Source organism: Exiguobacterium sp. USCH10 (genome assembly GCF_037619445.1).
Lineage (GTDB): Bacteria > Bacillota > Bacilli > Exiguobacteriales > Exiguobacteriaceae > Exiguobacterium > Exiguobacterium aestuarii_A.
Genome location: NZ_JAQPZO010000003.1, coordinates 88,899 through 104,652 on the forward strand (window position 1 = coordinate 88,899; position 15,754 = coordinate 104,652).

15 protein-coding genes are annotated in these 15,754 nt (G+C 50.2%); 5 read left to right on the forward strand and 10 right to left on the reverse strand.

Annotated elements, in window-relative coordinates; all coding sequences use genetic code 11:
• Nucleotides 1-45: 45 nt before the first annotated feature.
• The 5 genes from PQI28_RS07625 to ypfJ all read right to left on the reverse strand — a co-directional run bounded on the left by PQI28_RS07625 (nucleotide 46) and on the right by ypfJ (nucleotide 4,689).
• On the reverse strand, nucleotides 46-1,419 hold the full coding sequence (locus PQI28_RS07625; protein WP_274664589.1) for a PTS transporter subunit EIIC: 1,374 nt from the start codon (nucleotides 1,417-1,419) through the stop codon (nucleotides 46-48).
• 14 nt (nucleotides 1,420-1,433) lie between these two features.
• Entirely contained in the window at nucleotides 1,434-2,327 is an 894-nt protein-coding gene (gene murQ, locus PQI28_RS07630) for an N-acetylmuramic acid 6-phosphate etherase (RefSeq protein WP_214784877.1), read from the reverse strand.
• A gap of 100 nt (nucleotides 2,328-2,427) precedes the next feature.
• Nucleotides 2,428-2,895 (reverse strand): GNAT family N-acetyltransferase, encoded by a 468-nt coding sequence (locus tag PQI28_RS07635; protein ID WP_339962899.1) that lies wholly within the window; start codon nucleotides 2,893-2,895, stop codon nucleotides 2,428-2,430.
• Nucleotides 2,892-3,740, reverse strand: coding sequence for a MurR/RpiR family transcriptional regulator (locus PQI28_RS07640; RefSeq protein WP_074035742.1), 849 nt, complete (start codon nucleotides 3,738-3,740; stop codon nucleotides 2,892-2,894). Before PQI28_RS07640 ends, PQI28_RS07635 begins: the two co-directional genes overlap by 4 nt.
• Nucleotides 3,741-3,834: 94 nt before the next feature.
• Entirely contained in the window at nucleotides 3,835-4,689 is an 855-nt protein-coding gene (gene ypfJ / locus PQI28_RS07645) for a KPN_02809 family neutral zinc metallopeptidase (RefSeq protein ID WP_214694680.1), read from the reverse strand.
• Nucleotides 4,690-4,837: 148 nt separating this feature from the next.
• On the opposite strand from ypfJ, the gene PQI28_RS07650 reads away from it, so the two are divergent.
• The gene (locus PQI28_RS07650; protein WP_012727443.1) at nucleotides 4,838-5,026 is read left to right on the forward strand and encodes a 2-hydroxymuconate tautomerase; all 189 of its coding nucleotides are present in this window, start codon (nucleotides 4,838-4,840) and stop codon (nucleotides 5,024-5,026) included.
• Between the two features lie 52 nt (nucleotides 5,027-5,078).
• Here PQI28_RS07650 and PQI28_RS07655 read toward each other — a convergent pair whose 3' ends face one another.
• From PQI28_RS07655 to PQI28_RS07665, 3 genes are read right to left on the reverse strand one after another with little or no spacing between them, the layout of a single operon-like run.
• Nucleotides 5,079-5,732: a hypothetical protein gene (locus PQI28_RS07655; RefSeq protein ID WP_339962901.1), complete on the reverse strand. Its 654-nt coding sequence runs from the start codon at nucleotides 5,730-5,732 to the stop codon at nucleotides 5,079-5,081.
• Between the two features lie 20 nt (nucleotides 5,733-5,752).
• Nucleotides 5,753-7,339: a Na/Pi cotransporter family protein gene (locus PQI28_RS07660; RefSeq protein WP_339962902.1), complete on the reverse strand. Its 1,587-nt coding sequence runs from the start codon at nucleotides 7,337-7,339 to the stop codon at nucleotides 5,753-5,755.
• Between the two features lie 21 nt (nucleotides 7,340-7,360).
• On the reverse strand, nucleotides 7,361-8,656 hold the full coding sequence (locus PQI28_RS07665) for an HD domain-containing protein (RefSeq protein WP_214784885.1): 1,296 nt from the start codon (nucleotides 8,654-8,656) through the stop codon (nucleotides 7,361-7,363).
• Nucleotides 8,657-8,762: 106 nt separating this feature from the next.
• Here PQI28_RS07665 and PQI28_RS07670 point away from each other — a divergent pair, with 106 nt between their 5' ends.
• Together PQI28_RS07670 and PQI28_RS07675 are read left to right on the forward strand one after the other, a co-directional pair.
• The gene (locus PQI28_RS07670; protein ID WP_339962903.1) at nucleotides 8,763-9,605 is read left to right on the forward strand and encodes a lipoate--protein ligase family protein; all 843 of its coding nucleotides are present in this window, start codon (nucleotides 8,763-8,765) and stop codon (nucleotides 9,603-9,605) included.
• 8 nt (nucleotides 9,606-9,613) lie between these two features.
• Entirely contained in the window at nucleotides 9,614-10,459 is an 846-nt protein-coding gene (locus PQI28_RS07675) for a DegV family protein (protein ID WP_339962904.1), read from the forward strand.
• Between the two features lie 41 nt (nucleotides 10,460-10,500).
• Here PQI28_RS07675 and PQI28_RS07680 read toward each other — a convergent pair whose 3' ends face one another.
• The gene (locus PQI28_RS07680) at nucleotides 10,501-12,450 is read right to left on the reverse strand and encodes a glycoside hydrolase family 3 protein (RefSeq protein ID WP_339962905.1); all 1,950 of its coding nucleotides are present in this window, start codon (nucleotides 12,448-12,450) and stop codon (nucleotides 10,501-10,503) included.
• A gap of 322 nt (nucleotides 12,451-12,772) precedes the next feature.
• On the opposite strand from PQI28_RS07680, the gene lipA reads away from it, so the two are divergent.
• A complete protein-coding gene (lipA, locus tag PQI28_RS07685; RefSeq protein WP_339962969.1) occupies nucleotides 12,773-13,675 on the forward strand; it encodes a lipoyl synthase in 903 nt (300 codons plus the stop codon).
• Between the two features lie 17 nt (nucleotides 13,676-13,692).
• Nucleotides 13,693-14,523 (forward strand): lipoate--protein ligase family protein, encoded by an 831-nt coding sequence (locus PQI28_RS07690; RefSeq protein ID WP_214784892.1) that lies wholly within the window; start codon nucleotides 13,693-13,695, stop codon nucleotides 14,521-14,523.
• 34 nt (nucleotides 14,524-14,557) lie between these two features.
• Here PQI28_RS07690 and PQI28_RS07695 read toward each other — a convergent pair whose 3' ends face one another.
• A complete protein-coding gene (locus PQI28_RS07695) occupies nucleotides 14,558-15,571 on the reverse strand; it encodes a fatty acid desaturase (protein WP_214784894.1) in 1,014 nt (337 codons plus the stop codon).
• Nucleotides 15,572-15,754 lie beyond the last annotated feature (183 nt).

Below are 15,754 nucleotides of genomic sequence, written 5' to 3' on the forward strand. Positions count from 1 at the left end.
CAAAACGTATAGAAAAAGATGACTCGACCGAGCCATCTTTGTTTGTCAAATCCCATCCGCCATCTCTTCTTTGAAGCCGAAGAAATAAGTGAACAGGAAGCCTGCCGTATAAGAAATCAATAGTCCGGCGACATACGTCAAATACATCCCGTCGTCAATCAGCGGTGTAAGGGATAGACCTGATACACCAATTCCAAGTGCAGCTGTCTTCATCGTTGCTTGGAAGGCACCACCGACCGCTGCCCCGAGACATGCCGTTAAGAACGGACGTCCGAGCGGAAGTGTGACCCCGTAGAGGAGCGGTTCGCCGATTCCAAGGAAACCGACCGGGATGGCCCCTTTGATAATATTACGGAGTCGCGGGTTGCTTGTCTTCACAAAGATTGCAAGCGCCGCACCGACTTGACCGGCACCCGCCATCGCCAAGATTGGAAGAAGCGCCGTCGTCCCGACCGTATTCAACAGTTCTAAATGGATCGGCGTCAAACCATGGTGTAACCCGACCATGACGAGTGGCAAGAAGAAACCGGCCAAAAGTGCCCCAGCGACAGGTCCCCCGAACTCAAGCGTCGCATTAATGCCTCGCATGATCCCATCTGACAATACACCCGCGACCGGCATGATCGCATAGAGTGCTGTAAATCCGACGATGAGGACCGTGAAGAGTGGTGTGAAGATAATATCGATCGATACCGGCATGAAGCGACGAATATGCTTCTCGATATACGTCATGAGCCAACCGGCAAAAATGACACCGAACAAGCCACCGCGTCCGACGACAAGCGGTTCCCCATAAATGACGATGTCCGCGAGGAGCGGGTTGAATAGAATCCCTCCGGCAATCGCCCCGAGCACCGGTGTCCCCCCGAACTCTTTCGCCGTGTTCCACCCGACGAGGATGGCTAAGTATGCGAAGACTGTGCTACCGAGGACGAGTAAAATCTGCATCCACGTCTCCGTCCGGTCGACACCGGCGTTGACAGCAAAGTTCGCCGCACCGTTGATGATTCCTGAAGCGACAAGACCCGGAATGAGCGGGATGAAGATATTCCCGAGTCGACGGAGGAATCGTTTAAACGGTGACTTTTGCTTTTCTTTTACTTTTTGACGCTCGACCGCTGCGCGTTCCTCTGGCGTCAAGTTCGCATCCACTGACTCTTCTCCAATCGCAAGGCCTGTCTCATGACTCATATAATCCGCGACCCGATTCACCGTTCCCGGACCGACGACGATTTGTAACGTCTCATCATCGATAACACCCATGACGCCATCAATCTTCTTCAAGGCGTCAAGATCGGCTTTGGTCGGATCCTTCAACGACAACCGGACACGCGTCATACAGTGAGCGAGTTGACGAATGTTCTCTTTCCCCCCGACATGTGCGAGGATGTCCCGTGCTAAAACCTCTTCTTTCTTCATCTCGATTTTCCCCCTTATAGCGCCTCGCGGACAAACCCGTTCGCACGCTCTAATCGTTTGATGGCTTCTTCGTAAGAGACGTCCGCCAAAATCATGACGATCGCTGTTTTGACATGTCCTTTGGATGACGCAAAATAACGCGCGGCCGTTTCCATGTCGACCCCTGTCGCTTCTGCAATCATCCGCTTGGCACGTACTTCTAATTTTTCGTTCGTCGGTTTCACGTCGACCATCAAGTTTTGATACACTTTGCCTACTCCAATCATCGACGTTGTCGAAATCATGTTGAGGACCAATTTCTGTGCCGTCCCTGCCTTCAATCGTGTCGAACCGGTCAACACTTCCGGTCCTGTCTCCACTTCAATCGGATAGTCTGCATGGCGGCTGATGATTGCGTCCTGATTACAGGAGATGGCCGCAGTGGTTGCTCCAACTTCCCGTGCATAATCGAGACCTCCGATCACATACGGCGTCCGCCCGCTCGCCGCAATCCCAATGACAGTGTCGTCCGCCGTCAGTTGAAGCGCTTTCAAATCATCGACTGCCAATTCCTTGCTGTCTTCTGCTCCCTCGACCGCTTGAATGAGCGCACGCTCGCCACCGGCAATCAACCCGATGACCTGATCCGGGGACACCCCGAACGTCGGTACGCACTCTGCGGCGTCTAAAATGCCTAAACGTCCACTCGTACCCGCCCCGATATATATCAAGCGACCACCTTTACGAAAGGATGCGATGACCCGCTCCACGACTTGCGCGATGACGGGAATCTGATGTTGAATCACTTGCGGGACTTGTCGGTCCTCACTGTTCATGATCGTCAATCGCTCCTCGATCGACATCTCATCTAGTTGCATCGTTCGTTCATTCCGTCTTTCTGTAGCCAATTTTTCTAGCATCGCCACCATCCTTTCTTCTCTATGATTTCATCGTACTATACTGAAACTTAAAGTCAATTTATTATTAATTATTTTTGAAATTTAATTTCAGTATTTACGAAAGAAAAACTCACTCCGGTCGAATGAGTTGTTTCTTCAGGACATGAACGCGCACACCCTTATTCGTGGTAGAATCCTTTTCGTATACATAGCCGTTCCGCTCCCAAAACCGACGAGCGCGCAGATTGTTCGGAAGGACACCTAATCGAAACACCGTCTGATAGGGGCGCATATACTCTTCTTCCACTTGTTCATATAACGTTTGCGCCAAGCCCGTCCCGTGAAGGGTTTCCTCGACGACAAACAATCCGAGCCAAAGCGAACCGTCCACGGGATGTCGTTTTAACAGGTCCGCGATGGCGACAATCCGTCCATCTTCACGAATAATCAGACTGACGGTGGCATCCTCTTCAAAATCCGCCACATTCTCGTCGCAAAACTCTTCAAAGGACTGTCCATTCAAACGGGCAAAGGTACGTTGTCTCACCAAGAAGTCTTCCAATTCCGCGCGATCTTCTTTCGAATACGGTCTGATCATCGGCGCAACTTCACCATCTCATCTCGCGCTTCGGCATAGCGATCAATCAAGCCTTCTCCTTTTCGATGCAAGAGACCCATATATAACGTATCGACAATCGTTAATTGCGTCATCCGCGAGGCGATGCTCGCAATCCGGAAATCGCTCTCGACGTTCGGCGTGCAAAGGCGTACGTCCGCTTCTCGGTAAAGTGGCGACTTGTCCAAGTTCGTAATGGCGATGACGGGCACACGTTTCTTCTTGGCGAAACGAACGAGTTCGAGCACATCTTTCGTCCGTCCCGACGTGCTGATGGCGACGAATACGTCTGATTTTCCTAAATGCGGAATCAACGACAACATATAATGAAAGTCCGACGATGTCGTAGCCGCATACCCGAGCTTCGTGAATTTATATTGCGCATCCATCGCTGCAGTCGACGATCCACCGACCCCATAAAAGATGACACGATTCGCGCGCGCGAATAAGTCCACCGCATGTTCGAGCTCGCGTTTGTCCATCGCTTCGGCACACGCCTCGATCGCCGCTTTATTCACATGGATGACTTTTTGAAACGAATCGTACGGCGTATCTTTTTGCTGGAGAACGTTGAAGTCCGTCAATGTCGTTTCTGTGACGGCCAAGTCTTTCACGAGCGCAAGCTTAAATGCTTTAAAGCTATCAATCCCGACTACGCGGGCGAAACGGACGATACTCGCCTCGGATACATCCGTCTTTTGGGCAAGTTCTTTCGTCGTCATATTTGGAATGAGCGTTGAATGGGACAAGATATAGTCCGCGATTTTCTTTTCAACCGCCGTCATATCGTCTTTTGCTAAATCAATTTTCGTAAGTAAGGATTCCATCGGGTCATCCCCTTCCTGCAACTGTTGTTCTTTTATGATAGCGGATTCTTTCCTCATATTCCAACCGGCTAAAAAGGTCGAGCGTGCGCCCGACCTATAAGTTGTTCGTATTGAACGTATCTCCACCTTGAATCGACCCGTTCTCAAAGCCTCTCTCGAACCAGCGCATCCGCTGTTCCGACGTTCCATGCGTGAACGAGTCCGGCGTCACGTATCCACGCGCCTGACGTTGTAACGTGTCGTCACCGATCTGGTGAGCTGCATTCATCGCTTCTTCGACGTCCCCTGCTTCGAGGTAACCGAGTCCTTGCGCGTGATGCGCCCATACGCCTGCGTAGTAGTCCGCCTGTAACTCGAAACGGACGAGATAGCGATTGAATTCAGTCTCGCTCATCTCATTCCGAAGCGGCATAATCTCTTCTGTCGTTCCGAGAAGCGTCTGGACATGGTGCCCGACCTCATGGGCGACGACGTACGCCATCGCAAAATCACCCGGCGCATTGAAACGCTGACTCAGCTCATCATAGAAACTTAAATCAATGTACAGCTTTTGATCACCCGGACAGTAGAAGGGGCCGACCGCCGACCCGGCGATGCCGCAAGCGGATTCAACTTGTCCCGAGAACAGGACGAGCGTCGGTTCTTGGTACGTCATGCCGTTCTCCGCAAAAATATCTGTCCATACTTCTTCCGTATCTTTCAAGACGACCGCCACAAAGTCCGCCATCTCCTCTTCTCGCTCCGTACCGGTGTATGTTCCTTCAGTTTGCGGCTCACCTAGTCCGATATTGTTGACGAGGTCGGTCGGGCTTCCCCCATTCAATAATGTAAAGACGATGACGAGAATCAATCCGAGACCACCCCCGACCCCGGCAATCCCTTTTCCTCCGATGCTACGCCCTCTTCGGTCCTCGACGTTACGGCTCTGTTGTCTACCTTTCCACTTCATCTTCATTCCTCCTACATTCGCTCTGTCTTGTTCCTTACCCGAAATGTTGAAAAAGTGAGCGCAAGCTTTGAGGTGGACGAAAATTTTCTTTTCTCGAGGAAGTGGATTCACTACAATGAAAGAGACTTCAGCAAAGGAGGAATGACCCATGCCTTACGTAACGGTAAAAATGCTCCCGGGCCGTACCGTGGAACAAAAACGCGCGTTAATTGAAAAAGTGACGGATGCCGTCTCAGAGACAACGAATGCTCCGAAAGAGAACATCACTGTCTTCATCGAAGAGATGGATGCGACGCACTACGGTCAAGCCGGCGTCATGCACGCGGACAAGAAATAAGTAACGAACGGACTCCTTGAATCGGGGTCCGTTTTTTCGTCTAAGCACCACGTCAAATATGTATTCGTTGAACTTCTTGAATTTTCGCTTGTAGCCCACAAAGAACCTCTTCAATGAAATCATCGACCTCTTCAGGTGACATATATACATATTCATGCTGTGGGTCAAACGGATGTGTTTTATAGAAGGACGTGATGTTTTGAATTTGTTGTCCCGTTTGTCCTTGTGGGAAAAACGGTAAGACGTCTTCGAACGAGTCAATGTGACAGAAGTCCGTCCAAAAGATATGATTCGGATGTTTTGCCAAGTACTCAAAGTCAATCCCATACCAGTCCGTTTTGACTAAACGGGTATAGTCTGGTGTTCCGACGATTGCCCGTACAATCGGTTCTTCTTTTTTCGCACGGGTCAACCGCACCCAATATTCGTCTGTGACCAGATGAAAATAATAACCGACTAAATAAGACCATTCTGTATTCGATTTTGTGGTCCCTCCATCTAAATACGTCTGTTTGAACAAATCAGAGGAGATCCCGTTCTCTGTTTTGAAATGGGTGATGGTTTTTGGTGGTTCAGGACGTCCATCCGCTCCGACCAACCCACAGTCTGGACCGATATTTCCTACTAAAAAAGGTATGCGTTCAAACGCGGAATCTGTCTCGAGAATCCGCTCCGCGATACGAAAGTGAGTCACCCATGTCGCCATTTTCATTCCTCCATTTTACTTCAATCTTCTCGGTTCACTTCGAACCGTTCACTCGGCATGGTCGGCTTAATCAAGTGCCGTGTTGCCCGCCAAATGTGGTAACCGATCCGGTCAAGCCACAGCAATACTTGTACTTTTTGGATCGTCTGGTCCATCTCCAACTGATTCGCCGCCGTTTCTTCAAGCAGCTCAGAGCGATGTGCCTTCCGATATTCCGCCAATTGTTTTGACGCCTGTTTCCACATCTTCGAATCTTCCGGTGGCGTATGATGGTTCAATTGATGAACGAGATCGAGTTCGTGCAAGACGAGTTCGCGCGCCGCTAAAAAGTCCGTGTCCCGCAGTGACTGGACCGGTTCGATTTCACGCAATACGTACAACCACCGTTCGAGATGGTCGATTGAATGCAGGAGGGACAAGTGTTGCCCGTAGTCATTTTGCTTTCCGACATCGTCTAGTTGAATCGTACTCAAAAAGACGCGGACATCGCTCAGCGTCTTGTCGACGAGCGTCAATTCATCTTCCCGGAGACGTCCCTCCCGGACGAGCAACTCGGTCTCGTTCCCTAAATAGCGTTCAATCTCGAGTAAAGACCGGCGAGCCGCCTCAAGGGCGACCGTTGGGAGTTGCGACATGTTCTTGTCGAGCAGACGTGTCAATTTTTCTGATCGGCTCGGAATCCATTTTAGTAACCTTCTTGCGAACGGCTGATAAAATGGCAAGAACAAGAGGACGCCTAACACATGGAACGTCGTATGGAATAGGGCGAGACGTAACAAGTCGTTCCAGTTGAACCAATCGGCTACTCGATTGACGACATAGAAGAGAACGGGAAACGTCAGCCATCCGATGAGGACGATGGACACGTGATAGATGGCATGCCCCAATACGATGCGTCGGGCCGACTTCCAACCTCCCATTGAACCGAGTGCCACGACAAGACTCGTCCCAGCACTTTGACCGAGTACCAAAAAAGCGGCTTGCGGAAGTGAAATCGCGGCAGTCGCAAGAGCCGTCATCGTTAAGACGAGCCCAATCGTCGACGACTGAAGGACAACCGTCATCGCAAACCCGATGCCAATCAGGAACGCCTGTTGAGAAAAACGCATCGACTCGATTGGTCCGAACGAGAACGTGACGACATCCCTCATCGCTTCTTGTAGCGTTCCAATCCCGACAAAAATCAGACCGATACTGACAAACAATAGCCCGATTCGTCGTAGACGTGGTCCTAAGAGACGAAGTGCCATCCCGAGCCCGATGAGCGGCAAAAACACTTGACGTACGTCTACATTATAGCCAAGGACGGCGATGATCCATCCTGTCGTCGCGCTACCTACGTTCGCCCCGATGATGAGCGGCAATGCTTGCGTGAACGTGATCAATCCTGCGCTCACAAAACCAATCGTCATCAACGTCGTGACGGTAGAGGATTGAAATAAAGCCGTCAACATCGCGCCAAGTGTCGCCCCCGACAACGAGCCATCGGTGAATTGGTTCAACCGATGACGAAGTCGTGTGCCGGCCCATTTTTTCAGCGTGTCTGTGAGTAACGTCATCCCGAGTAAAAAAATCCCGATGCCACCAATCAGTGTCGCAATCTCCATCGTGTCACGCCCCTTTTCGGGTTATTCGGATTTCAACGTCGACAAGAGCCACGATTTTTCATTCGCATGATCCCTTAAGTTTAGCAACACATCTTCTGGATAATAAATTTTTTCATCCGATTGTCTCGAGTTCAAAATCGACTGGACGAGCATCGACACTTCCGAAATCTCTTTCCGTTCCCCATCGTTCATCTGAAGATAAATGCCTTCATACTTCCCCTGCCCTTTGTACAAGTCATACGGCAACTGACTCAATTGATCTTCGAGCAAGTAATATTTCGGCGGAAGTCCGATGCCTTCCATCGTCTGCCGCAACCGTTCCATATAGCGGACGCGGTTCGCTTCCGGGAAGTTTTTATATTTCAATAAACGACGATTCACGAAACGGCTCGATAAATCGGCTAGAATCGCGTCGTCTTCCTCCATCCATTCCTGGAAATAGAAGTAGACGACCGTCTCGTCCAACTTTAAATATTGTTCAAGCGACATGCCGTTTTGGTCAAAAATTGGTAAGAAATGTTTCGGCATCATCTTGAATGCATAGCCGCTCTCATATAGTTCCTGCGCTCGCTCGAGAATCGCTTTCAAGAGGAGGTCACTTGAACGTGTCGCTGGGTGAAGATACACTTGCCAATACATTTGATAGCGGCGCATGATATAGTCTTCAATCGTATGCATCCCCGACTGTTTGACGACGACTTGGTCCTCATCTGGTCTAAGAACACGCAACATGCGCTCTAAATCAAACTTTCCATAACTGACACCCGCAAAGTGCGCATCACGTAATAAATAATCCATCCGATCGACATCGAGCTGCGAACTGAGCATATTGACGATCAAGCGGTTCGGGTGCGTCTTGTTGATGATGGAGGCCACCTCTTCTGCGAACCCGACACCCATCTCCGACAACACTTGGTTGACCTCGGTATCGCCTAAAATGATGCGCTCGGTCCACACTTCATGGCGAACGGAGAAGACATGTTCGAACGCGTGTGAGAATGGGCCGTGACCGACATCGTGCAAAAGCGCCGCCGCTAACAACAGTTCACGGTCGCGGTCATCCCATTCCGGATATTGTTGGAACTGGTCAATCAATTGGCGCGCAATCTCATAGACGCCGAGAGAATGATGGAATCGCGTGTGCTCTGCGCCGTGGAACGTCAAAAAGGATGTCCCAAGTTGCTTGATGCGGCGTAAACGTTGAAACTCTTTCGTGTTGATCAGTTCCCAAATAAGGTGATCGTAGACGTAAATATAACGGTGTACCGGGTCTTTAAACACTTTTGACCCAGATAATTGTCCTCGTGACGAGTACATGACATGCCCTCCTACGTTTCGTTATGTTCTAGATTCGACTTCAAACGAATCGTTCCCTCCATGCTATAATGAGAAGGAAAATTATTTGTGAAAAGGAATTAAGTATATGATCCATCCATTATTAAAACAACCGAGCTATCGTGTGATCGACCAATCGAGCCTTGGCACGATGTTTCAAGCGGAACAATCGTTCGCGACTGATGACACGTTATGTGCTTCAACCCAACAATCAGGCGCTGTCTTGCGCGCATGGGTGCACACGAATACGATTGTACTCGGAATTCAAGATGCAAGGTTACCTCATTTAAAAGATGGGGTCCGGTATTTGCACGATCGCGGCTTCCGGCCGGTCGTCCGTAACTCAGGTGGGCTCGCCGTCGTGTTAGACGAGGATGTCCTGAACTTATCTTTAATCTTACCCGAGAATGATGGCATTCAAATCGACAGCGGCTATGAGGCCATGACTTCCCTGATCCAACACATGTTCCAAGACGTCACGAACGACATCGTCCCAGGTGAAGTCGTCGGCTCGTACTGTCCGGGAAGTTTCGACTTGTCGATTGACGGCAAAAAGTTCGCCGGTATTTCACAACGACGCGTCCGTGGCGGTGTTGCCGTTCAAATTTACTTGAGCGTAAGACAGAGCGGGAGCGAACGTGCCGAAATCATCCGAGACTTTTATGAATTGGCCATCCAAGGGGAGGCGACCAAGTTCACGTACCCGACCATTGTACCGGAAACGATGGCGTCGTTAGAAGACTTGCTCGGCATTCCCCTCACGGTTCAAGATGTTCTGACACGGGCCTACCGCGTCCTTTCCACTGTCAGTACGCTCCAAAACGCGTCGCTGACGGCTGAAGAACAAACGACACTCGTGAGCCAGCTCGAACGGATGTGGAAACGGAATGAACCATTACGCGAGATCGAACAACAATTAACAGAGGAGTGATTCATCCAATGTTTAAACTGATCACAGACACCGGGGCCGATTTGACGCACGATCAAATCATTGAGTACGGTCTTGAGATTTTACCGCTCGGTGTCATCATCGACAACGAAGAGTTTTTAGACGGGGAGACGATTCAACCGAAAGACGTGTACGATGCGATGCGTCAAGGTAAGACACCGAAGACGTTCCAAATCGAGGCGTCGCGAATCGAGCATTGCTTCCGTCAACATCTCGAAGCCGAAATCCCGTTTTTATACCTCGCTTTCTCCGGAGAACTCTCCGGTACATATCAAACGGCTGTCATGGTCGGTGAGATGCTCAAAGAGGAGTATCCAGACAGCACGTTCAAGATTATCGATACGCGAACGGCTTCGGTCGGACAGGCATTGTTCGTCAAGACGGTCGCAGAGTACGGACAAGACCATACGTATGAAGAAACAAGTGAATATGCGGCTTCACTCGTCGGAAAGATTCGCCACTTGTTCACGGTCGAGTCACTCGAATATTTGATGCGGGGGGGACGCGTCTCGAAAGCGAGTGCCTTCATCGGTGACTTGTTGACGATTCTGCCGTTACTGACGGTCGAGGACGGGAAACTCGTCCCGATTGAAAAGGTACGCGGTCATAAAAAGGTCATGCGCCGTATGGTCGAATGGACGATGGAATCGAAGCCACTCGTCGAGAACGGGCATCTCTTCATCGGTCACGGTGACGACCCTAAAAAAGCGGAACAGTTCGAGAAGATGGTTCTTGAGCATGTTCAACCGAAACACATCACGAAAACACTTGTCGGCTCTGCCATCGGTGCCCATACCGGTCCAGGTCTACTCGTCATCGCCTATTTCGAGGCATAGAAAAATGAGCTTCCCCTTATTTAGGGGAAGCTCATTTTCATTTAGCGATTCCAGTTCTTAAATCCGTCTCCAAACTGTGCATAGTTCTCGTCTTGGAACACACCGTCCACAAATTTCGGTACGTCTACCGGCAACTTCCCTTGTGGCTTCACTTCACCGAAGATGGCACGAATGCCCGCCGGCAAGTTCGGTCCGGCCGATTTCAAGTTGCCTGCTTCCGAGTCTGGTCCGTTCGGATCACCTTTGAACCCATAGATCAAGAGCTGCGCCGGAGCGTCTGGCTGAACGGCTACATCGTATGGGTTACGCAAGCTGAGCATGACCGACTTCTTCCCTGTCTCGTTGGCGTAACGGAACACCTCCGCCGGCACGTAATGGTCAGCCGATGTCGGCTTCAATTTCGCGCTGTTGTTCACGTTCGAACCGACGATGATGTAATCGGCTGCCTCGACTTTTTGCTGAAGTGCCGGATTTTGCGTTAAGTGTGGCGTTGATGCCGAATAGTTGGCCGTGATGACGTTCACGCCTTTCATATTCCCGGCGTTCTTCTCAAGCGACTTGATTGTCTTCACCATACTGTCCGTTTGATCTTTCGCTGGTGACAAGACGAGCACCGTGTCCCCTTTTTTCGGTTTGAACGGGAGTGTCTTGTCCTCATTCTTCACAAGTGTGACGGCTGCTTCCGCGATTTCACGCTCTTTCGCTTTATGCTCCGCACTACCTACGACTGCGTTCGCTTCTGTAAGCTTCGCCTCGAGCGTCGTCGAGTCAATCGTCTCTCCCCAAATGCCGCGCTCTGCCTTCAGTTTTAAAATACGCTCGACCGACTCATCGATAGTCGCCTCTGATAAACGTCCATCCTTCACCGCTTGGATGACTTCATCAAAGATGGCTTCAAGTTTGATTACGTCTGCTTCCGAACGCAAAATCGTCGGCATGAGGGCGATATCGACGCCCGCTTCAAACGTCTTGATGACCGCTTCTGCTTCCGTAAAGTTGTCGGAGATGGCCTGCATGTTGAGCGCGTCGGTCACAACAATCCCGTCATATCCGAGTTCCTCACGTAGCACTCCCGTGATGACATCGTCCGAGAGCGTCGCTGGGAGTGGGAACGTCCCACGATCCGACTCGACGACCTCATCTTCGATTTGCGGCATGCCGATATGTGCCGTCATGATCATGTCGATCCCTTCTGTAATCGCACGTTTAAACGGCAACAACTCGAGTCCACGCAATTCGTCGAGCGACTTATCGACAATCGGTAGTCCATAGTGTGAGTCGACTGCCGTATCCCCATGACCCGGGAAATGTTTCGCCGTCGCCGCGACACCTTGGTCTTGAATGCCTTGTGTCATCGCTGACCCGAGTTCGCCGACTAGTTCAGGGTCGCTCGAGAATGAACGGACCCCAATGACAGGGTTTCCCGGATTGTTGTTGACGTCGAGTACCGGTCCGAAGTTCACGTTTACCCCGAGTGCGTTCAATTCAGAACCGATGATGTTTCCAGCGTCATACGCATATTGACTGTTCCGAGTCGCCCCGATTGCCATATTTCCTGGTAAGTTCGTCCCTGTCCCAAGACGCGTCACGATACCCCCTTCTTGGTCAATCGTGACAAAGAGCGGAATGTCGTTACTGTCGTCTTGCTTCACGACTTCCTGTAAATCGTGAACGAGTTTCGTCGTCTGTTCCGTCTCCTTCACGTTCTCCGCAAACAGAATCACGCCACCGAGATCAAAACGATCAATCACACGCGCCACTTCCGGTGCAAGAGAAGTATGGTTCGCCCCGTTCCAAAGCCGGAAGTCCGGCATGATCATCTGCCCGATTTTTTGTTCGAGCGTCATCGATTCTAGCTTCGTGTTGACGCGCTGGTCGATCGACATCGTCGGCGTCCCTTCCGCTACGACCGCATCCGCTGCCGGAATCGATGAAACGAGTAGTGCCGTCGTCAATCCGAGTGTTGCTGTCCAGTTCAATGCCTTGTTCATGTTCCCCACTCCCCTTAGTCCAATTTGACTGACCCCCAAACGAAAAGGCATGGAGGAAGAAGCGTTGCCTCATCAACGCTCGTTCACCCCATGCCTGATCGCATCAGTTACATTTGGTTCTTATTCAGGTGGTCAACAACAGTATAGCAACTCCATTTTTCAGAAACAATGACTCATGTGAAAGCGTAACCATTTTGAAACAATGTTTCTGTTTTGATACACAGAAAACTGTATTGGCAAAACCAATAATTTCCGTGGTTCGTTTTTGATTCTTTTTTTGGTAAACTCAATTCGATACAGGTTAACTTTCAAAAAGGGGGAAATTATTGTGGCAAGAGGGGAACTGAAACGAAAGCCGGAATGGTTGAAGATTAAATTAAATACGAACGACACGTATACCGGTTTGAAGAAGATGATGCGCGAAAAAAATCTACATACGGTATGTGAGGAAGCCAAGTGTCCGAACATCCATGAATGTTGGGCGGTACGTCGGACCGCGACGTTCATGATTTTAGGAAGTATTTGTACACGTGCCTGCCGCTTTTGTGCCGTCACGACCGGTAAACCGAACGAGCTCGATTGGGAAGAGCCAAAGCGCGTCGCCGAATCCGTACGCCTCATGAACTTGAAGCACGTCGTCATCACTGCTGTCGCCCGTGATGACTTGAACGATTACGGGGCTACTGTCTTCGCAGAAACGGTTCGTGCCGTCCGTGCTATGAATCCAGAGACATCGATCGAAGTGCTCCCGTCTGACATGATGGGTGACTTCTCTGCCTTGCAGACGTTGATTGATGCGGGTCCTGACATCATGAACCATAACTTAGAGACGGTTCGTCGCCTCACACCGAGAGTCCGTGCCAAAGCGACATACGACCGCACACTCGAATTCTTGAAACGCTCAAAAGAATTGAACCCGGATATCCCGACAAAATCGTCAATCATGGTCGGACTCGGAGAAACGAAAGAGGAATTGATTGAAGCGATGGATGACCTCCGCGCACACAACGTCGACATCTTGACACTCGGTCAATACTTGCAACCGACGAAGAAACACCTCGAGGTGGAACGTTACTACCACCCGGATGAGTTCGCCGAGTTGAAAGAGATCGCACTATCAAAAGGATTCTCACATTGTGAGGCAGGTCCGCTTGTCCGCTCGTCTTACCATGCGGATGAACAAGTACACAAGGCGCGTCGCCACACGATGTTGCCAATCGACTAATAGAAAGAAGAAAGATTATGACTGGTACGACGTGGCACTTACTTAGAACTGAATCCACTTCACCGGCTGAGAATATGGCGATTGACGAAGCCATCGCCAACTGGGTCGCGAAGGGAGAACTCAAACCGACGCTTCGTTTTTATTCATGGGCACCTCATGCGATCAGCGTCGGACGTTTCCAGCGGGCTACGCGTGACTTGGACCGTGACGCCCTCACGAAGAACAACATTCCGGTCGTCCGTCGCCTGACCGGGGGACGCGCCGTGTTGCACGCCGATGAGTTGACGTATAGCGTCATCTTGCCCGAATCGACCCCGGCCCTCCCAACGAATATCATCGAGAGCTATCGCTTGCTCACGGAAGGAGTCCGTCGTGGTTATCACGAGCTCGGTGTACCAGCCGAGTTTTCGGTGCCGTTGACAGAAGAGGACCGTGAGGCGCTCCGCAAACCGAAATCAGCCGTCTGCTTCGATGCCGCCTCCTATTATGAGCTGGCCGTCGACGGGAAAAAGATTGCGGGTAGCGCACAAGTGCGCCACCAAGGGGCCGTGCTTCAACATGGATCCATCCCTCTTTCTGTCGACGATGAGGTATTGTTTGACTGTTTCGCGATGGAGGAGCACGAAAAACGTGAAGCCAAAAGTCGGTTCAGCGAAAAAGCCGTCGCCTTGAACGATACGTTACAGCGCTTCGTCTCCTTTGACGAAGTAGCGGCCGCGTTCGAGACCGGCTTCAAAGATGCCTTCTCGTTGACGTTCGAACCGCTCGTCTTCACGAAAGAACAGCAAGCCGAAATCGATCTGCTCATCAAGAAGTATGAGAGTGATGAATGGGTCTGGAAACGCTAAAAAGATTGTCCCTTTTGACTGGGACAATCTTTTTTTATGCCGCGTTCGTTCGGCGCAACAGATGGCGCACTTCCCGGAACGTGACGAATGTTTTATTGTTCGCATCATACAATTTGTAACGTAACGATTTCAAACTTGAAAACAGTCCGATTGTCGTCGCCCGTTGTAACGGTGGTGTCGACGTATGTGCCTTCTCCAAATGATAGTTCGGGACACGCGGACTCAAATGGTGGACATGATGGAAACCGATATTCCCGGTCACCCATTGGAGCACTTTCGGCAATTCATAGTATGAACTTCCTTCGATTGCCGCCTTCACGTAATCCCACTCCTGCTCATCCTCAAAGTACGAATCTTCGAACGTGTGCTGGACATAGAACAACCAAATCCCAAGTACGCCAGCGATGAACATCGTCGTGCCTTGAACAATGAGGAACGCTTGCCATCCGATGACATAAATCAACGCACTGTATAACACGACGAGTGAGAGATTAATGATATGTGTGTTTTGGCGTTCTTTCTTACGGGCGTCTTTTCGATTGAAGCGGCTCGTCACGAGAATGAGCCAGAGCGGTCCAAGACCGAACATGACGAGCGGATGACGATATAGGCGATACTTCAATCGCGTCCATTTCGAGGCTTCGATGTACTCCTCAATCGTCATGACCCAGATGTCCCCAACGCCTCGTTTATCCAAGTTTCCGCTCGACGCATGATGAATCGCATGCTCTCGCTTCCACTTCTCGTACGGGAATAACGTCAAGATTCCTGTAATGGTTCCGACAATCGCGTTCGCCTTCTTATTTTTGAAGAACGAACCGTGTGTGCAGTCATGGAAGATGATGAACATCCGCACAACAAATCCTGCCGCAATCAACGTGAACGGTAATGTCAGGAAAATCGAGACACTCAATAGTCGATACGCTAAGAACCATGATACGAGAAACGGTAAAATCGTATTGATCATCTGCCGCACACTGATCCGGATATCGGACTTTTCAAACGGCGAGACGTGCTTTCTTAATTGGGCAATCTTTTCTTTACTCATAACAACCTCCTTGAATTCAACAGCGTCACAACGCAAAAATATAAATGAAACCAACAACCAACGTTGTTCAATGTGAATTCATGGATCGGAAAGTCCTCCCTATCAAGAATTAACACTAGGTCATTATATCATGTATAAAAAATATGTGGTGAAAATTCAGAAAAAAGACTTGTCTCATTTTTA